The sequence below is a fragment of the Pseudomonas koreensis genome (genome assembly GCF_025447595.1).
Taxonomy (GTDB): Bacteria; Pseudomonadota; Gammaproteobacteria; order Pseudomonadales; family Pseudomonadaceae; genus Aquipseudomonas; species Aquipseudomonas koreensis_H.
In genome coordinates, this window is record NZ_JAOEJU010000002.1 from 32138 (window position 1) to 53132 (window position 20995).

General features: G+C 60.9%; 20 protein-coding genes. 8 read left to right on the plus strand and 12 right to left on the minus strand.

Going from position 1 to position 20995, the window contains the following annotated elements:
* Positions 1-2: 2 nt before the first annotated feature.
* Positions 3-1349, minus strand: coding sequence for a sigma-54-dependent response regulator transcription factor AlgB (gene algB, locus N8H71_RS03950; RefSeq protein WP_025112294.1), 1347 nt, complete (start codon positions 1347-1349; stop codon positions 3-5).
* Between the two features lie 427 nt (positions 1350-1776).
* Here algB and N8H71_RS03955 point away from each other — a divergent pair, with 427 nt between their 5' ends.
* From N8H71_RS03955 to N8H71_RS03975, 5 genes are all read left to right on the plus strand, one after another.
* A complete protein-coding gene (locus tag N8H71_RS03955) occupies positions 1777-2061 on the plus strand; it encodes a hypothetical protein (protein WP_007954051.1) in 285 nt (94 codons plus the stop codon).
* A 67-nt stretch (positions 2062-2128) separates the two neighbouring features.
* Positions 2129-2293 carry a DUF1328 domain-containing protein gene (locus N8H71_RS03960; protein WP_003177151.1) on the plus strand — a complete coding sequence of 55 codons (165 nt, stop codon included), beginning with the start codon at positions 2129-2131 and terminating at the stop codon, positions 2291-2293.
* 2 nt (positions 2294-2295) lie between these two features.
* On the plus strand, positions 2296-2760 hold the full coding sequence (locus N8H71_RS03965) for an inhibitor of vertebrate lysozyme family protein (protein ID WP_085690412.1): 465 nt from the start codon (positions 2296-2298) through the stop codon (positions 2758-2760).
* Between the two features lie 696 nt (positions 2761-3456).
* A complete protein-coding gene (gene gltP, locus N8H71_RS03970; protein ID WP_007954055.1) occupies positions 3457-4788 on the plus strand; it encodes a glutamate/aspartate:proton symporter GltP in 1332 nt (443 codons plus the stop codon).
* Positions 4789-4890: 102 nt separating this feature from the next.
* On the plus strand, positions 4891-6120 hold the full coding sequence (locus tag N8H71_RS03975; protein ID WP_262192995.1) for a nucleoside recognition domain-containing protein: 1230 nt from the start codon (positions 4891-4893) through the stop codon (positions 6118-6120).
* Between the two features lie 117 nt (positions 6121-6237).
* Here the strand turns inward: N8H71_RS03975 and N8H71_RS03980 are convergent, their stop codons facing one another.
* From N8H71_RS03980 to N8H71_RS04020, 9 genes are all read right to left on the minus strand, one after another.
* A complete protein-coding gene (locus N8H71_RS03980) occupies positions 6238-6864 on the minus strand; it encodes an ABC-type transport auxiliary lipoprotein family protein (RefSeq protein ID WP_262192996.1) in 627 nt (208 codons plus the stop codon).
* Positions 6861-7799 carry an MlaD family protein gene (locus N8H71_RS03985; RefSeq protein WP_262192998.1) on the minus strand — a complete coding sequence of 313 codons (939 nt, stop codon included), beginning with the start codon at positions 7797-7799 and terminating at the stop codon, positions 6861-6863. The genes N8H71_RS03980 and N8H71_RS03985 overlap by 4 nt, the downstream gene beginning before the upstream one ends.
* A gap of 1 nt (position 7800) precedes the next feature.
* The gene (locus tag N8H71_RS03990; RefSeq protein WP_007954063.1) at positions 7801-8604 is read right to left on the minus strand and encodes an ABC transporter ATP-binding protein; all 804 of its coding nucleotides are present in this window, start codon (positions 8602-8604) and stop codon (positions 7801-7803) included.
* Complete coding sequence (locus tag N8H71_RS03995; protein WP_262193238.1) at positions 8601-9734, minus strand: ABC transporter permease; 1134 nt, start codon at positions 9732-9734, stop codon at positions 8601-8603. The genes N8H71_RS03990 and N8H71_RS03995 overlap by 4 nt, the downstream gene beginning before the upstream one ends.
* A gap of 66 nt (positions 9735-9800) precedes the next feature.
* Positions 9801-10829 carry a DUF2914 domain-containing protein gene (locus tag N8H71_RS04000; RefSeq protein ID WP_262192999.1) on the minus strand — a complete coding sequence of 343 codons (1029 nt, stop codon included), beginning with the start codon at positions 10827-10829 and terminating at the stop codon, positions 9801-9803.
* A gap of 194 nt (positions 10830-11023) precedes the next feature.
* Entirely contained in the window at positions 11024-12412 is a 1389-nt protein-coding gene (locus N8H71_RS04005; RefSeq protein ID WP_262193000.1) for a M16 family metallopeptidase, read from the minus strand.
* A 169-nt stretch (positions 12413-12581) separates the two neighbouring features.
* On the minus strand, positions 12582-14240 hold the full coding sequence (locus N8H71_RS04010) for a Na/Pi cotransporter family protein (RefSeq protein ID WP_221534975.1): 1659 nt from the start codon (positions 14238-14240) through the stop codon (positions 12582-12584).
* 214 nt (positions 14241-14454) lie between these two features.
* Complete coding sequence (locus N8H71_RS04015; RefSeq protein ID WP_262193001.1) at positions 14455-15222, minus strand: TerC family protein; 768 nt, start codon at positions 15220-15222, stop codon at positions 14455-14457.
* Positions 15223-15293: 71 nt separating this feature from the next.
* A complete protein-coding gene (locus N8H71_RS04020) occupies positions 15294-16601 on the minus strand; it encodes a CitMHS family transporter (RefSeq protein ID WP_007954069.1) in 1308 nt (435 codons plus the stop codon).
* Between the two features lie 324 nt (positions 16602-16925).
* Between N8H71_RS04020 and N8H71_RS04025 the strand changes: the two genes are divergently transcribed.
* Positions 16926-17327 (plus strand): GFA family protein, encoded by a 402-nt coding sequence (locus N8H71_RS04025; RefSeq protein WP_262193002.1) that lies wholly within the window; start codon positions 16926-16928, stop codon positions 17325-17327.
* Here the strand turns inward: N8H71_RS04025 and N8H71_RS04030 are convergent, their stop codons facing one another.
* Positions 17328-17654, minus strand: coding sequence for a DOPA 4,5-dioxygenase family protein (locus tag N8H71_RS04030; protein ID WP_262193003.1), 327 nt, complete (start codon positions 17652-17654; stop codon positions 17328-17330).
* Between the two features lie 84 nt (positions 17655-17738).
* Between N8H71_RS04030 and N8H71_RS04035 the strand changes: the two genes are divergently transcribed.
* On the plus strand, positions 17739-18398 hold the full coding sequence (locus N8H71_RS04035) for an NAD(P)-dependent oxidoreductase (protein WP_127796488.1): 660 nt from the start codon (positions 17739-17741) through the stop codon (positions 18396-18398).
* 4 nt (positions 18399-18402) lie between these two features.
* Here N8H71_RS04035 and N8H71_RS04040 read toward each other — a convergent pair whose 3' ends face one another.
* Positions 18403-19353 carry a choline sulfate utilization transcriptional regulator gene (locus N8H71_RS04040; protein ID WP_262193004.1) on the minus strand — a complete coding sequence of 317 codons (951 nt, stop codon included), beginning with the start codon at positions 19351-19353 and terminating at the stop codon, positions 18403-18405.
* A gap of 114 nt (positions 19354-19467) precedes the next feature.
* On the opposite strand from N8H71_RS04040, the gene betC reads away from it, so the two are divergent.
* Positions 19468-20982 (plus strand): choline-sulfatase, encoded by a 1515-nt coding sequence (gene betC, locus N8H71_RS04045; protein WP_262193005.1) that lies wholly within the window; start codon positions 19468-19470, stop codon positions 20980-20982.
* Positions 20983-20995 lie beyond the last annotated feature (13 nt).

Here is a 20995-nt window from a genome sequence, read left to right on the forward strand (position 1 = left end):
ACTCACAGGTTGTACTGCTTGCGCTTGCGATACAGAGTCGAGGCGTCGATCCCCAGGGTCTTGGCGGCCTGATCGAGGGTGCCAGCAGTCGCCAGTACCGCGCCGATGTGGGCTTTCTCCAACTCGTCGAGGCTCAGCGCAGCGCCAACCCGTGGCGCGTTGTTCGCCGGTTGCTCAGCCATGCCGAGGTGGCTGATTTCCACACGCTCCTGTGGGCAAATGATGCTCGCCCGCTCAACCACGTTACGAAGCTCGCGGATGTTGCCCGGCCAGCGATAACCCAGCAGCGCTTCGCGGGCCTCGTCACTGAAACCCCGGGCCGGGCGCGCGTATTCCTTCACAAAGCGTGCGAGGAAACGGTCGGCCAGGGTCAGGATGTCCTCGGCTCGTTCGCGCAACGGCGGCAAATGCAGAGTGATGACGTTCAGGCGATAGAGCAGGTCTTCACGGAAACGCCCGTCGCGCACCATGTCTTCAAGATTGAGGTTAGTGGCGGCAAGGATGCGCACATCGGCGCGGCGGGTAACCGGATCCCCTACCCGCTCGTATTCCTTATCCTGAATGAAACGCAGCAACTTTGGTTGCAATGTCAGCGGAAAATCGCCGATCTCGTCGAGAAACAGAGTACCGCCATCGGCCTGATTGACTCGCCCCAGCGTGCTTTCGCTGGCCCCGGTAAACGCGCCGCGACTGTGACCGAACAACTCGCTTTCCATCAGTTCAGCGGTCAGCGACGGGCAATTGATGGTGACGCAGGATTTCTTCTCGCGCTTGCTCCAGCCGTGAATCGCTCGGGCCAGTTCACCTTTACCGGTGCCGGACTCGCCGAGGATCAGGATGTTCGCGTCGGTACTCGCCACCTGCCGCGCGGTCTCCAGTACGACTTTCATCGCCGGGCTGTGGGAATCGAGACCGTCCTTGGGTTTGCGGATTTCGCCTTCGAGAGCCTCCAGACGCGCCGATAGCTGGCGTACTTCCAATTGCTTGGCAGTCGCCAGGCGCAATTGATCCGGGCTGCACGGCTTGACCAGATAGTCGGCGGCGCCCGCCTGAATCGCATCCACCGCAGTGTCGACGGCCGAATGAGCGGTGACAATCACCACCCGCATCCACGGCGCCTGAATGCGCATCTGCGCCAATACATCCAGGCCGTTGTCTTCGCCCAGACGCAAATCGAGAAAGCACAAATCGAACACCTGACGTTGCAGCAATGCATCCGCCTGGGCCGCGCTGTTGGCGGTGGCGACGGTATAACCTTCGTCTTCGAGGCAATAACGAAAGGTTCGCAGGATGGCGGATTCATCGTCCACCAGCAGAATGCGGCCTTGGTGCTCAGTGGCTGATTCCATTTTTCCTACGCTCCATAAGTGAATGTCTTGGGTTAGTCCCGGAAAAATCGGGCAAGTTGCATGGTTGATTCTGATCGATTCCAGTCATAGCAGGGTAGCTCTCTCCTGCCCTCACGGCTAATCCGCTGATTTTGTTGATTTTTTAAACATCGCACAGTTCCAGGGCGGTTTCCTGCCTCCTTTTCTGACATCCGCACCCTGCCCTCAATTCAAAAAGAATGATTTCTCCTACGAAATAATCGTGCATTACGCACGACCCGGCGCGGGTCATCGTGCAGGATGCGTCGTCAGGAGTTTTTACAACATCTGTAACTATTTGATTTTATTGTGTTTTTTCAAACAAAAAAGCTGGCATGCAGGCTGCAATAGCTCTCTCAGACCGGGCAGAAATGCACTGCCCCAACCGAATAAGAGTGAGGAACCCAGGATGACTCGCCCACGTGCCGCCCAAATGCGTATCTCGCCACTGCACTTGCAGCAGGCCCTGTTTGGCGCACTTGCGCTGTTGATCACGCTGATCGCCTGCCAGCAATACCTGCGCTGGGAGCAGAGTCAGCAACCTGAGCCACTGATCTCGATGCAACACGCGACGCAAACGCACTTCAGCGCCGTCAGCAGCAGCCAGGCCGACAACGGTGCGATGCGCATGATGGACGTCGACCAGCCACAGCCACTGGGCGACATGCCCCGTGAAGAACGCTGGGTTTTCTGATCAACGAATCTGGGCGCCCCCGCGCCGAGACCGGCAACACCCCTAAATAGAAGCAAGGAGAATCACCATGTTGAGCTGGGCAATCACATTCCTGATCATTGCCATCATCGCTGCAGTACTGGGCTTCGGTGGTATCGCGGGCACCGCCACGGGTATCGCCAAGATTCTCTTTGTCGTGTTCCTGGTGATGTTTATCGCTTCCTTCTTCTTTGGCCGTCGCGGTCGAGGTTGAACATGAAGGGTTTAAAGACACTGGCAGCCGCCCTGCTCCTGGGCGGTAGTGCCATGGCGATGGCGGCCAATGACGGCCAGGCGCGGGTCAACGAGCTGTTGAATTCCGACCCGCAATACAGGGAAACCTGGGAAGGCGTGGTGAAGAAGGAAGAACGCCTGCCGGAGTGGGTGATGAACCTCTCCGGCGCGCCGGACCAACAGATGAACGCCGTGACTGAAGATGGCGATCAGTATCTGGTGGGGCCGCTCTGCGAATCGCAGGACAAGTGCCTCAACCACCGCCTGATCGTCGCCTTCAGCTTCGACAAGAAAGATGCCTACGCCATGCTGGTCGATGTGCCCGAAGGACTGCCGGCCGACAAGTCGCCAACGCGACATGCCACCTACCGCTTCCTCGGCAAGCCCGACCAGGGCATGCAGGATCTGTTGATGGAAACGCTGAAGAAAGATCCGAACTGGTATTGAACATGAGGGCAGCCCAAACGCTGCCTTCTATTGCGCCCACCCGAGGAAGGCCGGCGCATGACCAGGGGGCCGGGACGTTCTGACTGTTGCAGGGTCGGAGTGACCTACGGGTACAGGGAGTGCCTGCGATGAGGGCCGGGTCAGGGTAAAGCTGCGACGCAAGTTCGCCAACCGGAGCGGTTCGACGGACTTGCGCTGGGCTTTCAACGTGACAAAACGTTGATCCAGAGCGTTCTGCTCGTCTTTTTTATCGCTCACACTGCGTGCGAAAGCATTTCGCGGTGTTTCTTAGCGACCGTATATCGAGAAACAGTTGATCAAGTAAGTCGGACTTTTAGATTCCGAACGTAGGCTTTTTCCTAAATTTTTCGTCGAAATCACTCGTTCAAAAAATAACCAACCTACGCTGTAATGGCCGGTTCACGGCACTTATGCCTGCTGAAATGTCGTATTCGAACCGGTTGGGACGCCAGTTTCATTTAAAAAAGCTCATGCCGATTCGGCATAGGGTAGGCGTTTACGGCATTAGACGGCGCAACCTTGCATCGGAATAGTTGCGCCTTTTTTCGCCTGCCGGAGAGCCGTAAACACGCGCTTCGGGGCACCTTATACGGAGGCAGATGCACAGACTTTTCCGCTAAAGAGCGTTCCAGTTCCTGCATGTGCCTGAGTCAAACGCAAGTAAGGGTAAAGATAATGAAGAAGGCAAAGCTTAGCCTCGCCTGGCAGATCCTCATCGGTCTGGTGTTGGGGATTGCAATCGGTGCGTTGCTCAACCATTTCAGTGCCGAGAAGGCCTGGTGGATCAGCAACGTCCTGCAACCGGCAGGCGATATCTTTATCCGTCTGATCAAGATGATCGTGATCCCGATCGTCATCTCTTCCCTGATCGTCGGCATCGCCGGCGTGGGCGACGCCAAGAAGCTCGGGCGTATCGGCCTGAAGACCATCATCTACTTCGAAATCGTCACCACCATCGCCATCGTCGTCGGCCTGCTGCTGGCCAACCTGTTCCATCCGGGTGCCGGCATCGACATGAGCACCCTGGGCACTGTGGACATCTCCAAGTACCAGGCGACCGCCGCTGAAGTGCAGCATGAACACGCGTTCATCGAGACCATCCTCAACCTGATTCCGTCGAACATCTTCGCGGCCATGGCCCGCGGCGAAATGCTGCCGATCATCTTCTTCTCCGTTCTGTTCGGTCTCGGTCTGTCGAGCCTGCAGTCGGACCTGCGCGAGCCGCTGGTGAAGATGTTCCAGGGCGTCTCGGAAAGCATGTTCAAAGTCACCCACATGATCATGAACTACGCCCCGATCGGCGTATTCGCACTGATCGCGGTGACCGTGGCCAACTTCGGTTTCGCTTCGCTGCTGCCGCTGGCCAAGCTGGTGATCCTGGTTTACGTCGCCATCGCCTTCTTCGCCTTCGTGATTCTGGGCCTGATCGCCAAGATGTTCGGTTTCTCGGTGATCAAACTGATGCGCATCTTCAAGGATGAGCTGGTGCTGGCTTACTCCACCGCTTCCTCGGAAACCGTGCTGCCACGCGTGATCGAGAAGATGGAAGCCTACGGCGCACCGAAAGCCATCTGCAGCTTCGTGGTACCGACCGGCTACTCGTTCAACCTCGACGGTTCGACCCTGTACCAGTCCATCGCGGCGATCTTCATTGCCCAGTTGTATGGCATCGACCTGTCGATCAGCCAGCAACTGCTGCTGGTCCTGACCCTGATGGTGACCTCCAAAGGCATCGCCGGCGTACCGGGCGTGTCCTTCGTGGTACTGCTGGCCACTCTGGGCAGCGTTGGTATTCCGCTGGAAGGCCTGGCCTTCATCGCCGGTGTCGACCGTGTGATGGACATGGCGCGTACCGCCCTCAACGTGATCGGCAACGCCCTCGCCGTACTGGTCATAGCCCGTTGGGAAGGCATGTACGACGACGCCAAGGGCCAGCGCTACTGGAACTCGCTGCCGCACTGGCGCAGCAAGGAAAAACTGCCGGCCGGTGACGTTTCCAACAACTGATCCCCGCCCGCCAGGCCCCCTGACAAACCCCGGAGAAATCCGGGGTTTGTCGTTTCTGGCGACCCCGCTATCATTCGCCGCATCTTCCGGGGGATTTGACTGATGCTTAATGGCCTGTGGCTTGGCTTCTTCATCGTGGCAGCCGTTTCGGCGCTGGGGCAATGGCTGATCGGCAGCAACGCCGGGATCTTCGCGGCGATGGTGGAAAGCATTTTTGCCATGGCCAAGCTGTCGGTCGAAGTCATGGTGCTGCTGTTCGGCACGCTGACCCTGTGGCTGGGCTTCTTGCGCATCGCCGAGAAGGCGGGGATCGTCGAGTGGCTGGCCAAAGCGCTGGGCCCGCTGTTCCTGCGGCTGATGCCGGAAGTGCCGGCGGGGCACCCGGCCATCGGCCTGATCACCCTGAACTTCGCCGCCAACGGCCTGGGGCTGGACAACGCCGCTACGCCGATAGGTCTTAAAGCCATGAAGGCGCTGCAAGAGCTCAACCCCAGCTCGACCATAGCCAGCAATGCGCAGATCCTGTTCCTGGTACTCAACGCGTCATCTCTGACCCTTTTGCCGGTGACGATCTTCATGTACCGCGCCCAGCAAGGCGCGCCGGATCCGACGCTGGTGTTCCTGCCGATCCTGCTGGCCACCAGTTGCTCGACCATCGTGGGTTTCCTGTCGGTGGCGTTCATGCAGCGCCTGCGGGTCTGGGACCCGGTGGTGCTGGCCTACCTGATTCCCGGCGCGCTGATTCTCGGCGGCTTCATGGCGTTGCTCGCGACGATGTCGGCCACTGCGCTGGCGGGCTTGTCGTCGATCCTCGGCAACCTGACGCTGTTCGGCCTGATCATGCTGTTCCTGGTGATCGGCGCGTTGCGCAAGGTGAAGGTCTACGAGGCGTTCGTCGAAGGTGCGAAGGAAGGTTTCGACGTCGCCAAGAACCTGCTGCCGTACCTGGTGGCGATGCTCTGCGCGATCGGCGTATTGCGCGCGTCGGGCGCGCTGGACTTCGGCCTCGACGGCATCCGCCATCTGGTGGAGTGGGCAGGGTGGGACACGCGTTTCGTCGATGCGCTGCCGACCGCGATGGTCAAACCGTTCTCCGGCAGCGCCGCCCGGGCGATGCTGATCGAAACGATGAAGACCTCCGGCGTCGACAGTTTCCCGGCGCTGGTGGCGGCGACGATCCAGGGCAGCACCGAGACCACGTTCTACGTGCTGGCGGTGTACTTCGGCGCGGTGGGCATCCAGCGCGCCCGGCATGCCGTGGGTTGCGCGCTGTTGGCGGAGCTCGCGGGTGTGCTGGGCGCTATTGGCGTCTGCTACTGGTTCTTCGGTTGATCACAATTCAAATGTGGGAGCCAGCCTGCTGGCGATGGCGAACTGACCTACACCCCAGGGGTGCCTGAACAATCGCTATCGCCAGCAGGCTGGCTCCCACAATGTTGTGCACAAGACTCAAGGTCGGGGTTGTGGCGCAACCCTCTGGCCTTGTTCCACCGCCCACGCCACCACCTTCGCGGTGAGGCGATCACTGGCCTGACCGAAGCCGGCCACCACCGCCGGGACCTTCACATCACTGAGCGGCTGACGCTCTTCGAAGCGGCGACTGGCGAGAATCCGCTGGTCATAGCCGCGCACCAGCAACGCATCGACACGCACCACGACGCTGGCCTGCGTGCCCTGATACTCGGTCTGAAACGCCTGCAAGCTGCCGCCCAGTTCAAGATCCGCCTGGAAGTTGCTGTCGTCGGTACTCAACAGCGACACCCGGCCATCGCGCTGGAATCCATCCAGCAACCGATTACGTACCAGCACCGGCGCCGGATCGCTCCAGCGCGACGCCTTGTAACTGCTGATCACGTCACCCTGAGGAATCACCGCGATGTTCGGCCGGTTCAGCGCTTCACTGGCCTGCAGTTTGTTCAGGCGCAGCGACCAGTGCTGAGCCGCCGCCGAACCGGCCGAGGCGGGCGCCTGTGCGGCTGGCAAACGGTAGACGTCCAGCGGCTCGGACTCGGGCAGGATCGAGCACGCGCTGATCAGCGTGAAGCCGGCGAGGAGGGCGAGGCGAGTCAGCTTCATGGCGTGAACTCCTTGTTCTTGTCACTGCCCAGCAGGTAACCGCTGGGGTTGGCCTCCAGGCGTTGGGAAATGGCGCGCAGCGAGTTCAGGGTTTCACGCAGTTCGCGGATCGCCGGGGCCAGACCGTTGAGGCCTTGCATGCCGCTGTCCAGGGAGTTCTGGTTCTTGCTCAACAGGCCGTTGATGGTGGCGCTGCTTTGCTCCAGGGATTTCATCGCCTGTTCAGCACTGCCCAGGGCCTGCTTGCCCTGATCGTTGAGCAGTCCGTTGGCGTTGCGCATCAGCGCGGACGTCTGTTCGAGCATGTTGCCGGCCTGCTTGCCGACCGTCGCCAGTTGCTGCATGGCCTGGCGCAGGTCGCCGCGCTGATCGTTGATCGAGCCGGTGGTCTGCTCCAGATGCTCAAGGGTTTTGCTCACGCGCTCGATGTTGTCGGCGGAGAACATCTGATTGGCGTTGCTCAGCAGCGTGCTGACTCCGCTCATCAGGTCGTTGCTGTCATTGAGCAGCCGCGAGATCGGCGAGGGCGAGGCGACGATGGTCGGCAGATTCCCGTCATGGCCCTTGAGTTTCGGGCTCTCTGGCGTGCCACCGCTGAGCTGGATGATCGATGTGCCGGTGATCCCGGCCAGGGCCAGTTTGGCCAGGGTGTCTTCCTTGACCGGCGTGTCGCCCGCCAGACGAATCCGCGCCAGCACCCGGCGCGGGTCCTGCGGGTCGAGGCGCAGACTGACCACATCACCGACCTTGATCCCGCTGTACTGCACCGGGCTGCCCCGGGACAGGCCGCTGACCGCCTCGTTGAAGACGATTTCGTAATCCTTGAACTCGGTGTCGACGCTGGACTTGGCCAGCCACAGACCGAAGAGCAGGGCGCCCGCCACCACTATCACCGTGAACAGGCCGATCAATACATGATGGGCTCGGGTTTCCATGTCAGACCTCGTTGAGCTGTTTGGCGGCGTCCAGCGCCGAGCGGCCGCGAGGGCCGTGGAAGTATTCGTGAATCCACGCGTCGTCGGTTTCCGAGACCACGTCGATGGGACCGGCCACCAGCACTTTCTTCTGCGCCAGTACCGCGACGCGGTCAGTGATGGTGTAGAGCGTGTCAAGGTCGTGGGTCACCAGAAACACGCTCAGGCCCAGGGCATCGCGCAGGGTCAGGATCAACTGGTCAAACTGCGCGGCGCCAATGGGATCGAGGCCGGCAGTGGGTTCGTCGAGAAACAGGATGTCCGGGTCCAGCGCCAGCGCCCGGGCCAGTGCCGCGCGCTTGATCATCCCGCCGGACAGCGAGGCGGGGTACTTGTCCGCCGCCGACAGCGGCAGCCCGGCCAGCGCCAGCTTCACCGCCGCCAGATGCTCGGCATCGTCGCGGCTCAGGCCGGCGTGTTCGATGAGGGGCAGGGCGACGTTCTCGGTGACGGTCAGCGACGAAAACAGCGCGCCTTTCTGGAACAGGACACCAAAGCGCCGCTCGATCAGCGAACGCTCATGCTCCGGCAAGCTCGGCAGGTTCTGGCCGAACACCTTGACCATGCCCTCGCTGGGCCGGCGCAAGCCGACGATGCTGCGCAGCAACACCGATTTGCCGCTGCCGGAGCCGCCAACCACGGCCAGGATCTCGCCTTTGTACAAGTCGAGGTCGAGGTTCTCGTGCACGCTCTGGCTGCCGAAGCGATTGCACAGGCCACGGACTTCGATCACCGCCTCGGAGGGCGCACGGGGTAGACGACTCACCAGCCCATCTCCATGAAAAACAGCGCGGCGACCGCATCGAGCACGATCACCACGAAAATCGATTGCACCACGCTGGAGGTGGTGTGGGCGCCGACCGATTCGGCGCTACCGCTGACCTTGAAGCCTTCCAGACAGCCGATCGCGGCAATCAGGAACGCGAAGATCGGAGCTTTGACCAAGCCCACCAGGAAATGTTGAATCCCTATGTCGCTTTGCAGCAGCGACAGGAACATCGCCGGCGAGATATCCAGCGACACCGCGCAGACCACCGCGCCGCCGACGATCCCGCAGATCATCGCCAGAAAGGTCAGCATTGGCAGCGCCACCAGCAAGGCCAGCACGCGCGGCACTACCAGCAGTTCCATGGGGTCGAGGCCCAGGGTGCGGATAGCGTCGATTTCCTCGTTAGCCTTCATCGAGCCGATCTGCGCGGTAAAGGCACTGGCGGTGCGGCCGGCCATCAGGATCGCCGTGAGCAGCACGCCGAACTCGCGCAAAAAGGCGAAACCCACCAGATCCACGGTAAACACGCTGGCGCCGAAACTGGCCAGCACCGTCGCCCCGAGGAACGCCACCACCGCGCCCACCAGAAAGGTCAGCAACGCCACGATAGGTGCCGCGTCGAGGCCGGTCTGTTCGATGTGCGCGATCATCGGCGTGATTCGCCAGCGCTTGGGCCGGAACAGGCTGCGGGCGATGGTTTCGAGGATCAGACCGACGAAGCCGAGCAGTTGCAGGGTGTCTTTCCACACCGTATCGACGGCCCGGCCAATACGCGTCAGCAGTTGCACGCTGACGCTGATTTCCGGTTCCTTGATCGGCACACAGAAGTCGGTCAGCGAGCGATACACGGTTTGCAGCAAGGCGCGGTCGGCGCTGGAAATCGTGCAGTCGGGGTGTTCGGCGGATTTGCCCAGCCGCTCGGAGCCGAGCAGCTCCACCAGCAGCGACGCGCCGGCAGTGTCGAGAGCCCCGAGGCCGTTGAGGTCGATGGGGGTATTGGCGTCGTACTGGCCGTGGAGCGTTTCGCTCAGTTGCTTGAGGTCGGCGTAATGGGCAAGCGTCCAGTCCCCGGTGACCCGCAGGCGGGCAGGGGTGATCGAGGTGTCCAGGCGGGCACTGCCGGTCATTGGGCTGGTCATAAGCTCCGTGCTTGTTCGGCTATATCGCAAACCTACGTAATAGCACGAACAGGATTACTTTTCTTTGGTCGGTGTGCTGTCCGTGACCTCGAAGCGCAGCACGCCAATCACCTGACCGTCCTCGGTCAACACCCGCACCTGCCACTTGCCCGCCGGGTTGCCGGGGAAGTTCTGCTTGTGGGTCCAGGCCCGGTAGCCTTCCTTGCGCCCGCCGTGAATGTCGAGGGCGATGCGATCGACCTCTTTGCCGTTGAACTGCCACACGTGATAGATCCGTTCATCGAGCCCACGCGGCGCGTTGATCGCGGTGTAGGCATAGAGCCCGCCGCCACGGATCTGCTCGGCGCTGACTTCCTTGAGGCTCGCGCCAGGAACCCGGTCCTGCACCTGGGTGCTGATCGCAACGTCAGTCATCCACAGCGTTGCTGGTGGCACCCACGAACGCAGGACCCAGCCTACGCCGCCAATACCGATGGTAATGCTGAGGATCGCCAGCGCGTTGCGCACGGTGCGGATCGGTAAGATCGACGCCAGGCTCGGGAACGACAACACCACCGCAATTCCCAGCGCCCATTTGAAGCTTTGCGAGGTGGTCAGGTGCATGATCACCGGCAGCGCCGTAAGCAGGGCGGCGAACAGGGTCAGGGTGTGCAGCGCGAGGAACGCCCAGCGCCTTGGTGCCAGCCACTTGTAGTAGAGCGGGTCGACGATCGAAATCAGCGCCGCGATGCACAGCAGCCCGGTGAAAAACAGCTGGCCACTGTTCCAGGTGGTGGTGATGAAGAAGAACGGCAGGACGAAAAACAGACTTTCCTGGTGGATCATCTGCGTCGCGTAACGCAGCAACGGCTGGGGGATTTCCCGTTTGAAGATCCGCGTGAACAGCCTGGTCAGGCTGTTTTCCAGCATCAGCCAGATCCAGCTCAGCAGCATGATCGTGGTGATCCAGCTCGCCAGCCCCTGTTGCCGGTCGACCAGAATGAAGCTGCCGACCCCGGAGATGAAACCGCCGAGCGCAATGACCCCGGGGTAGCGCTTCATCAGTTCGAGAATGCGCTGGATCAGGAGGGTCAATTTAGACATTTGGGCGGTTCACGACAGTCGAGGAAAAAACCCCGACAGAGTACCGCCCGCCGCGGCCTCTGGCGAGGCTCCCGGTCAGTAAAAGCCCCATACACAACTCCTTGTGGGAGCGAGCCTGCTCGCGATGGCTACATCCGGTGCTACAGCTGTTTAATGACAGACTGCAATCGCGAGCAGGCTCGCTCCCACAGGGTTCAATGCTTGGCTGGATCACGGCGGTGAAGCCGCCAGCCCAGCAGGATCAGCAGCAGAACACCGAGCCCGCCCGCCAGCAGCCACAACACCTGATCGTCGCTGAGCAGCGGTTTCTCGATCCGCAGATAGCCCGGTTGCAGCAGCAACTCGCGCATGGCCTTGTTCGCCGCTTCCAGCGTCACGCCTTGCAGCTCCCGCGCAGGATCGGCAAAGCGCCCGTCCTCGTAGTCGCCCAGGGCGCTCCAGTAATAATCGGCCATGGCGCTGGTGCCTTGCACGGCCCAGGCCTGATGGGCGATGGCGGCTTGTTTCAAGCGATTGAAGGTGTCGGCGTCGAGGCCGTTTTTCAGCAGGTCGGCCTTGAGGTCTTCCAGCACTTGTTCGGCTTCGGCGATGTCCCCGCGATCCAGATCGGCGTTGAGGCTCATGAAACCCACGCCGCCGAAAACCTCGCGTTCAGCCCACGGCCCGTAGGACAAACCGTGGTCCAAGCGCAATTGGCGATACAGCGCCCACTCCAGGTATTCCTTGAGCAAGTCGAAGGTTTCGTCGTACTGGTCGTCCAGCACCGGCTCCGGCACCAGCCAGTGCAGCTTGGCGCTGTTGCCGATGAAGCCGCGAGTGATCGTACGTTCGTGAGCGGCGCTGGCACGGATGTCCGGCAATGGACGGTGTTCGCTCGGATCGACCGCTTCAAGTGCGCCCCACGCCCGTTCCAGATAGGCCGGCAGCAGTTTGTCGAGGTCACCGACGACAATCAGGGTCATGTTGTTCGGCGCGTACCAGGCCTTGCGCACCTTCTCCAACTGCTCGCGGGTCAGGCCATCGACCTCAGCCCGCTGCGGGCATTTGAGGCCCAGCTCGACCGCCAGTTGGTTACTCGCGGTGTGGCCGAGATCCTGCCGGTCGAGAAAGCGTTGCAGACGGGTGTAATGACCGCCGTCCTCACGCTCCACCACCCGTTTGGCGGCGTTGATCGCATTGTCGTCGAAGCGAGTCTGGGTCAGTAGATCCAGCAGCAGGTCAAGGACCTTGCGCTGGTTTTTCGCCGGGGCTTCGATGACGAACGTGGTGTCGGCGTTGCTGGTGAAAGCGTTCCAGTCACCGCCGAGGGCCTGCATGCGTTCTTCGAGGCCACCTTCGCCGGTGGCGTCGATGCCGCTGAACAGCAAGTGTTCGAGCAGGTGCGGCAGCTCTTTTTCATTGCAGTCGAAATCGTCCAGACCGACGCCGATCACCAGCCGGATCGCCACATGCCCACGCTCGGTGCCGGGCTTGAGCAGCAATTGCAAACCGTTGGGCAGCGCGTAGCCTTCAACCTGAAAACGATCCAGGGCGAAGGCGGGCAGGGAACCGAGCAACAGACAGGCGAACAACAGGCAACGCATAACGAGCTTCCATACGGCTGAATTGGAGATCCGTGTCGTCAGTCAGATCGCTTTCGCGAGCAAGCTCGCTCCCACAAAGGAATGCATTTCAAATGTGGGAGCGAGCTTGCTCGCGAAGGCGCCCTGGAGACTGAACTCTGAGTTACTGACTGACCACAACCCCAGACGTTCAAGGCGAATGCGTGATGTCCGCCATATCGTCCGCCGCCAACGCGCCGGTATCGGAAGTTTCCAGCACCACGTAGGCGCTGCTGCAGAACAACGAGTTCAGGCGTTTCATGTCGGCAATCAACTCCAGGTGCAACGAACTGGTCTCAATACTCTGCACGATCTTACGTTGCAACCGGCTGACATGGGCGTGGGCCAGACGCCGCTCCTGTGCGCGAAAGCGACGTTTCTCGCGCAGCAACTGGCGGGCACTTTCCTTGTCGCCGCTGAGAAACACCGACAGCCCCAGCCGCAGGTTGGCGATCAATTGCTGGTGCAGGCCGGCCAGCTCTTCCAGCCCGTCTTCGGAAAACGACCGGCGTTGCGAAGTCTTCTGCTGCTGCACTTTGCGCAGCATGCGTTCGATCAGGTCGCTGGCCAGTTTGAGGTTGATCGCCAGCTCGATGATTTCCGCCCAGCGCCGACTGTCCTGCTCGCCGAGATCCTCACGAGGCATTTGCGCCAGATACAGCTTGATCGCGCTGTACAGCGCTTCGACGTCATCGGTCAGCTTGCGCATTTCCTGGGTGACGGCGGTCTGTTTGCCCCGCAGCACGTCGAGGGTCGCGTCGAGCATGTTGTCGATCAGGTCGCCCATGCGCAGGGTTTCCCGGGCGGCGTTGGCCAGTGCCAGGCTCGGCGTGACCAGCGCGGTAGCGTCGAGGTGACGCGGCTTGGCGGTGCCGTTGACCTCTGGGCGCTCCGGCAGCAGCCAGGCACACAGCCGCGCCATCGGCCCGACGCTTGGTAGCAGGATCAGGCAACGCGCTGTGTTGTAGAGCAGGTGGAAGCCGATGACCATTTCCTGCGGGCTGAAATCCAGGCTGTCGATCCAGTGCACCAGCGGGTCGAGCACCGGAATGATCAGCAGCAACCCGATCAGTTTGTACAGCAGGCTGCCCAGCGCCACCTGCCGGCCAGCGGCGTTCTGCATGCTGGTGCTCATGAACGCCAGCACGCCGCTGCCGATGTTGGCGCCGATCACCAGACCGATCGCCACCGGCAGACTGATCACCGCAGCGCCGGCCAGAGTCGCAGTCAGCAGCACGGCCGCCAGGCTGGAATAGGAAATCATCGCGAACAGCGCACCGACCAAGGCGTCGAGCAGGATATCGCCGGTCAGCGAGGCGAAAATCACCTTCACCCCTTGGGCATGGGTGATCGGCGCGGCGGCCTCGACGATCAGTTGCAGCGCCAGAATGATCAGCCCCAGCCCGATGGCCACACGGCCCATCTGCCCGAGTCGGGTCTGCTTGCGCGACAGAAAGAAAATCACCCCGAGAAAAATCAGCAGCGGCGACAGCCACGACAGGTCGAACGTCAGTACCCGCGCCATCAGCGCCGTACCGACGTCGGCGCCGAGCATGGTCGCCAGGGCCGGGGTCAACGCCATCAGGCCCTGACCGACAAAGGACGTCACGAGCATCGCGGTGGCATTGCTGCTCTGCACCATCGCGGTCACGAGGATGCCGGCAACAAAGGCCAGCCAGCGTTTGGACATGTTCTGGCCGATCACGTGGCGCAGATTGGTACCGTACACCCGCAGGATGCCGGTTCGAACGATGTGCGTGCCCCAGATCAGCAGGGCCACGGCAGAGAGCAGATTGAGCAGGGTGAGCATGCAGACCCCCTGTAATAGCAGCGCCCCAGAGGGGCAAGTGGACGGTACCGCGCAATTTCTACGTTCTGATACTTAAGCTGTAGTTGGCTAACGGTCTGGGCGCCAGCATTGCACAGCTAAAGCGGGGATTGAAACAAAAGTGTCATGAAAACAGGTTCATGCAGCCATGAAAAAAGGGCCCGAAGGCCCTTTGATCTGTTGCGCAGCGTTCGGGTTACTGACCCGGAATATCCTTGCGCAGTTTCACCGGATCCTGCTGTTTCTTCTTGCGGGCGATTGCGCCGCGCATCTTGATGTTGATCGCTTCGACCGCCAGCGAGAACGCCATGGCGAAGTAGACGTAGCCTTTCGGTACGTGCACGTCGAACGATTCGGCAATCAGCACGGTGCCGACCACCAGCAGGAACGACAGCGCGAGCATTTTCAGCGACGGGTGCTTGTCGATGAACTCGCTGATCTTGCCCGAAGCCAGCATCATCACCAGTACCGCAACGATGATCGCCGCGACCATGACCGGAACGTGGGACACCATGCCGACGGCCGTGATCACCGAGTCCAGCGAGAACACGATGTCGATGATCGCGATCTGGATGATGGTGTAGAGGAAATTGCCGCCCTTGCCACCGGGTGTTTCGTCGCTTTCGTCTTCACCTTCCAGTGCGTGGTACATCTCCTGGGAGCTTTTCCACAGCAGGAACAGGCCACCGAAGAACAGGATCAGGTCGCGACCGGAAATGCCCTGGCCGAACACTTCGAACAGGTCGGCGGTGAGGCGCATGACCCAGGTGATCGACAGCAGCAACAGGATCCGGGTGATCATGGCCAGGCCAAGACCGAAGATCCGGGTGCGCTGCTGCATGTGTTTGGGCATGCGGCTGACCAGGATCGAAATCATGATGATGTTATCGATGCCCAGAACGATTTCCAGGGCGGTCAGGGTGAAGAAGGCAACCCAGATCTCAGGGTTGGTCAGCCATTCCATGTGTATTCCTTTGAGCGAGTGTTAAACCAGGACGCCAGCAATCAGCTGGCGTCCTGGTGAGTTTGGTGCCGTTACAACGTGCTGAACAGCGGGAAAGTCCCCAACAGCAAGGCTGCGACCAGTATGCACAGGCAGACCAGCACTGCCCACTTCAGGGTGAAACGCTGGTGATCGCCGAACTCGATGCCCGCCAGTGCCACCAGCAGGTACGTCGACGGCACCAGTGGGCTCAGCAGGTGAACCGGCTGGCCGACGATGGAGGCTCGGGCCATTTCCACTGCGGTGATGCCGTAATGGCTGGCCGCTTCGGACAGCACCGGCAACACACCGTAGTAGAACGCGTCGTTCGACATGAAGAACGTGAACGGCATGCTCACCAGCGCCGTGATCACCGCCAGGTACGGGCCGAGGAAATCCGGGATCACCGCCAGCAGGCTTTTCGACATGGCATCGACCATGCCGGTGCCCGACAGGATACCGGTGAAAATGCCCGCCGCGAAGATCAGACTGACCACCGACAGCACGCTGCCGGCGTGGGCTGCGACGCGATCCTTCTGCATCTGCAGGCAAGGGTAGTTGACGATCATTGCAATACTGAACGCCACCATGAACAGCACCGGCAGCGGCAGCAGGCCGGCGATCAGGGTGCACATCAGGGCCAGGGTCAGCAGGCCGTTGAACCAGATCAGTTTCGGACGGCGGGCATCCGGGAATTGCGAGACGCTGATTTCGCTGTGATCGATTTCGTCGCCGATCAGGTGCAGCTCACCCAGACGCGCACGCTCACGTTTGCCGTAGAAGTAGGCAATGATCAGGATCGCCACCACACCGGCAGCCATCGCCGGGATCATCGGCACGAAGATGTCCGACGGGTCCACGTGCAGCGCACTGGCGGCACGGGCGGTCGGGCCGCCCCATGGGGTCATGTTCATCACGCCGCCGGCGAGGATGATCAGACCGGCCATGATTCGCGGGCTCATGCCGATGCGGCTGTAGAGCGGCAGCATGGCGGCCACGCAAATCATATAAGTGGTCGCGCCGTCACCATCGAGGGAAACGACGAGCGCCAGTACGGCGGTGCCGACCGAAACCTTCAACGGGTCGCCCTTGACCAGTTTGAGGATCTTGCGCACGGCCGGGTCGAACAGGCCGGAGTCGATCATCAGGGCGAAATACAGAATCGCGAACATCAGCATCACGCCGGTCGGCGCAAGCTTGGTAATACCTTCGAGCATCATCGGGCCGATCTTCGGGGCAAAGCCACCGAACAGGGCGAACAGGATCGGGATGATGATCAGAGCGATCAGCGCAGACAGGCGCTTGGTCATGATCAGGAACATGAACGTGATGACCATGGCGAAGCCAAGGAAAGTCAGCATGGGAATACTCCAGGCGTAGCGCGGCTAGGTAAGTGAGCGGATCGGGCGGGATCAGCGCAGAACGGGAAGCACGAGACGTACGGGCGGAGTTGGAGCGAGGAGGCGGGTTGCAGAGGACATCAGAATCACCATTGTTGTTGTTAATTGGGCCTGTCGTGCGAGCAATCACACGCGTTGGCCAACCGGTCTGTTGCCGGCAGTGGGGGCGATCCTAATCGGGGAACCTTTCAGCTACCTTTCGCGCAAGAAAGCTTTGGGCGAACGGCCAACCGGCCGTCGGATGCGGGCTAGAGTCAATGAACACGGGAAGCGGAGGGCAGGGCGATGACTGATTTGCACAGCGGTGGCTGCCATTGCGGACATATCCGCTATCAGTTCAGCGGAGCGTTGCACGACATTGCCCACTGTCATTGTTCAATCTGTCGAAAGGTCAGCGGTGGCATCGTCACCACTTGGATCACGCTGCCGGCGGCGAACTTCCAGTGGCTGGCGGGGACGCCTTCGCGCTATGACTCGTCGACCAGTTGTGCACGGTTCTTCTGTCCGAACTGCGGCGCACAACTGGCGCTGGTGACGTTGCTCAGCACCGAGAGCATCGATCTGACGATTGCCACGCTGGATCACCCGGAGCAGGCCGCCGCCGAGCGGCATATCTGGACCGACAGCCAGTTGCCATGGCTGCACCTGGACGAGCATTTGCCGGGCGAGCCCGAAGAAACCATCTGATTAAAAAATAGACAGATCCAACGGCCGCATCGCACCCATCCAGATTGCGTGCTCGGTGTGGTCCAGCAAATCATCGCCCGTGTCCGGGTGCAGGAACACCACCAACCCCTTGCGATTGAGTGCCAGCCACGGCAGCACGTCGCCGATCAACTCCGGGCCGAAGGCCAGTTGGCAGCTCCAGTCCGGGTGCGGGCCGACCGGGCGTTCATGCACGCGGCCCATCTTCAATGGAAACAGCGCTGCCGCTTGCTCACACAGCGCCCGCGCCTGTTCGATCGTGCTGGCGTCGTAATAGACGTGGGCGTGATAACCCTTGATCGTGTGCATCGCAAACCCTCTGAATCGGTTCGAACCCTCGGCGTTGCCCGTATGTCACACGCCATACAAGGGAAAACAAAAGGGACCTCAGCCATGAAAAATGCCGAAACCCCGGCGGTGAAAGTGGTGCTCTATGGTGCCATGAGTAGCCTGGGCAGTGCGTTGATGGCTGAACTGCTGCGTCGCCAGCACGAAGTCATCGCCATCCTCGACGATCTGACGGCGCTTGCGCCACGGCCGGGGCTGCGCACCAAAAGCGGCGACTTGCTCGATGCCGAGCGAGTCAATCAGAGCGTGGCCGGCAGCTCGGCGGTGATCTGCCTGCTGAATGCACCGGGCTTGCCGCTGAGCAGCGATCATGTCGAGAAATCCGTGGTGCTGGGGCCGGTGGAACAGGTGCTGGCGGTGGATGCGCTGATCGATGGACTGCACGCGGCGAACGTTTCGCGGCTGTTTGTCATCGGCGAATTCGAAGCTCTGGACGATCCGGAAAATGCCGACCCGCTGCAACGCCACGCCGCCGAGGAAGTGCGCGAAGCCCTGCAAAGCAGCCCGCTGCACTGGACGCTGGTGAACGCACCGCGCAGCGTCGCCGGGCTGACGATCGAGCATTTCAGTCAGGTCGGCCGCACGCTTGAACCGGGTCTGGCCGAACCGCTGGAACGCCTGAACCGGGTGGCGGTGGGGATTGCCGATGAGCTGCGGCTGAATCTGCATCTGCGTCAGCACGTGGATTTTGTCGCGGCCTCCTGATCCGTTACACGGCAATCGAAGGCAACGGCAGCCCGGCCAGAGATTCAGCGCTGCTGGCCTGTTCGGCCATCAGCCAATCCACGAAGGTCTGGATCAGCGCGCCCCGGCGCTTGCGCTGCGGCAGCACCACGTAATAACCGAGGCGCGAAAGAGTGGTTTCGGCGATCGGCCGACACAGCAGACCCTGGGTGAGCAAGTTATCCACAAGGTGCCGCCAGCCGATGGCCACACCCTGACCGCCAATCGCCGCTTGAATCAGCAACGTGTAATTGTCGAAGCGCAGCTGGCCCGGGGCTGGCGGGGTGCTGATGTTCAGCGCGCGGAACAGACCGCTCCAGTCGAACCAGTTGCTGCTGTTTTCCCCCCGCAGGTGCAGCAGCGGAAATTCCATAAGTGCTTGGGCCGGCAAGGGCAGGGGGCGATCCTTGAGCAATTGCGGACTGCACACCGGAAACACTTCTTCGCTGAACAACCAGTGACTTTCGCCCTGTTTGAAGCGACCGTCGCCGAACAGCACGGCAACGTCGATATCCGGACGCAGCATGTTGTGATTGCGCTCGCTGGTGACCAGGCTCACGTCCACCTGTGGATAAGCTTGGTGAAAGCGATGCAGACGCGGCATCAGCCAATAAGCGGCGAAGGCGAAATCGGTAGCAACCTGCAGCACTTCATGTTGCTGTTGTGCGCTGATCGCGCTCAATCCTGCGTCTATATTCTGCAATCCGAGGGTAACCTGCTCGAACAGGATCGAACCGACCTCGGTCAGTTCGATACCCCGGTAAATGCGATCGAACAGCCGTGTGCCAAGTTGTTCTTCCAGCCGTTTGATTTGCTGACTGATGGCCGGTTGGGTCGTACCAAGCTCCACCGCCGCAGCGGTAAAGCTGCGATGACGGGCTGCTGACTCGAAGGAGCGCAGCAGGTCGAGCGACAAATCACCGAGGGCTTCATACATAAGCTGTGCTTATCCTAGTCATTGTCCGGCGCGGGCTTTACCGGATATTGCGTGGAATCCATGCTCGATCGCAGCAATGTCGCATAAATATTCACTATGGAATGCCGCGATCACATGAAGCGCAAGAACATTCTTTTCATCATGGCCGATCAAATGGCCGCGCCAATGTTGCCGTTCTACGGCCCGTCGCCGATCAAACTGCCGAATCTCAGCCGCCTCGCCGAACAAGGCGTGGTGTTCGATGCCGCGTACTGCAACAGCCCGCTGTGCGCACCGTCGCGTTTCACCCTGGTCAGCGGCCAATTGCCGAGCAAGATCGGCGCCTACGACAACGCCGCCGATTTCCCCGCCGACATTCCCACCTACGCCCATTACCTGCGCCGTCTCGGTTATCGAACCGCACTGTCGGGCAAGATGCATTTCTGCGGCCCCGATCAACTGCACGGTTACGAAGAGCGCCTGACCAGTGACATCTATCCGGCCGACTATGGCTGGGCCGTGAATTGGGATGAACCCGATGTGCGGCCGAGCTGGTATCACAACATGTCTTCGGTGCTGCAGGCCGGCCCGTGCGTGCGCACCAACCAGCTCGATTTCGACGAAGAGGTGGTGTTCAAGGCGCAGCAATACCTGTTCGATCACATTCGCGAGGACGGCGACCAGCCGTTCTGCCTGACCGTGTCGATGACTCACCCTCACGACCCGTACACGATTCCCAAGGCGTTCTGGGATTTGTACGACGATGCGGATATCCCGCTTCCGACGACGCCGGATCAGCATTCACTCGACCCGCACTCCCAGCGTTTGCTCAAGGTTTACGACCTGTGGGACAACCCACTGCCTGTGGATAAGATTCGCGATGCCCGCCGTGCCTACTTCGGTGCTTGCAGCTATATCGATGCCAACGTCGGCAAACTTCTGCAAACCCTTGAAGATTGTGGGCTGATGGACGACACCGTCATCGTATTTTCCGGTGACCATGGCGACATGCTCGGCGAGAAGGGCCTTTGGTACAAAATGCACTGGTACGAAATGGCCGCGCGGGTGCCCCTGTTGATAAGTGCACCCGGTCAGTTCAAATCGGGCCGTGTCAGCTCTGCCGTCTCCACCGCCGACCTGTTGCCGACCTTTGTCGAACTGGCCGGGGGCAACCTGGAACCGAATCTGCCGCTGGACGGCCGCTCGCTGGTTCCGCACCTGCAAGGGCAGGGCGGTCACGACGAGGTGTTCGGCGAATACATGGCCGAGGGCACCGTCAGCCCGCTGATGATGATTCGGCGTGGCGCCTTCAAATTTATCTACAGCGAAACCGACCCTTGCCTACTCTTCGATGTGGATAACGATCCACGCGAGCAGGAAGAACTCAGCCAATCACCGCAACATCGCCAGCTGTTCGACGATTTTCTCGCCGAAGCACGTGCCAAGTGGGACATCCCGGCGATCCACCGTGATGTACTTGAAAGCCAACGTCGTCGGCGCTTCGTTGCCGAGGCGCTGACCGTCGGCAAGCTGAAGAGCTGGGATCACCAGCCGCTGGTGGACGCCAGTCAGCAGTACATGCGCAACCACATCGACCTCGATGACCTGGAGCGCAAGGCCCGTTATCCACAACCCTGCCAAAACCAATAATGTTAAGGGGAAG

Excerpts from the sequence above, each read along its gene's own strand:
- N8H71_RS04040 (WP_262193004.1), bottom strand. The coding sequence starts at position 19,353 with ATGTATGAAGCCCTCGGTGATTTGTCGCTCGACCTGCTGCGCTCCTTC.
- N8H71_RS03995 (WP_262193238.1), bottom strand. The coding sequence starts at position 9,734 with ATGACCGGCAGTGCCCGCCTGGACACCTCGATCACCCCTGCCCGCCTG.
- N8H71_RS03975 (WP_262192995.1), top strand. The coding sequence starts at position 4,891 with ATGCTTAATGGCCTGTGGCTTGGCTTCTTCATCGTGGCAGCCGTTTCG.
- N8H71_RS03960 (WP_003177151.1), top strand. The coding sequence starts at position 2,129 with ATGTTGAGCTGGGCAATCACATTCCTGATCATTGCCATCATCGCTGCA.
- N8H71_RS03955 (WP_007954051.1), top strand. The coding sequence starts at position 1,777 with ATGACTCGCCCACGTGCCGCCCAAATGCGTATCTCGCCACTGCACTTG.
- N8H71_RS04020 (WP_007954069.1), bottom strand. The coding sequence starts at position 16,601 with ATGCTGACTTTCCTTGGCTTCGCCATGGTCATCACGTTCATGTTCCTG.
- N8H71_RS03965 (WP_085690412.1), top strand. The coding sequence starts at position 2,296 with ATGAAGGGTTTAAAGACACTGGCAGCCGCCCTGCTCCTGGGCGGTAGT.
- betC (WP_262193005.1), top strand. The coding sequence starts at position 19,468 with ATGAAGCGCAAGAACATTCTTTTCATCATGGCCGATCAAATGGCCGCG.
- N8H71_RS04010 (WP_221534975.1), bottom strand. The coding sequence starts at position 14,240 with ATGCTCACCCTGCTCAATCTGCTCTCTGCCGTGGCCCTGCTGATCTGG.
- N8H71_RS04005 (WP_262193000.1), bottom strand. The coding sequence starts at position 12,412 with ATGCGTTGCCTGTTGTTCGCCTGTCTGTTGCTCGGTTCCCTGCCCGCC.
- N8H71_RS04025 (WP_262193002.1), top strand. The coding sequence starts at position 16,926 with ATGACTGATTTGCACAGCGGTGGCTGCCATTGCGGACATATCCGCTAT.
- N8H71_RS04000 (WP_262192999.1), bottom strand. The coding sequence starts at position 10,829 with ATGTCTAAATTGACCCTCCTGATCCAGCGCATTCTCGAACTGATGAAG.
- N8H71_RS03980 (WP_262192996.1), bottom strand. The coding sequence starts at position 6,864 with ATGAAGCTGACTCGCCTCGCCCTCCTCGCCGGCTTCACGCTGATCAGC.
- N8H71_RS04035 (WP_127796488.1), top strand. The coding sequence starts at position 17,739 with ATGAAAAATGCCGAAACCCCGGCGGTGAAAGTGGTGCTCTATGGTGCC.
- algB (WP_025112294.1), bottom strand. The coding sequence starts at position 1,349 with ATGGAATCAGCCACTGAGCACCAAGGCCGCATTCTGCTGGTGGACGAT.
- N8H71_RS04015 (WP_262193001.1), bottom strand. The coding sequence starts at position 15,222 with ATGGAATGGCTGACCAACCCTGAGATCTGGGTTGCCTTCTTCACCCTG.
- N8H71_RS03985 (WP_262192998.1), bottom strand. The coding sequence starts at position 7,799 with ATGGAAACCCGAGCCCATCATGTATTGATCGGCCTGTTCACGGTGATA.
- N8H71_RS04030 (WP_262193003.1), bottom strand. The coding sequence starts at position 17,654 with ATGCACACGATCAAGGGTTATCACGCCCACGTCTATTACGACGCCAGC.
- gltP (WP_007954055.1), top strand. The coding sequence starts at position 3,457 with ATGAAGAAGGCAAAGCTTAGCCTCGCCTGGCAGATCCTCATCGGTCTG.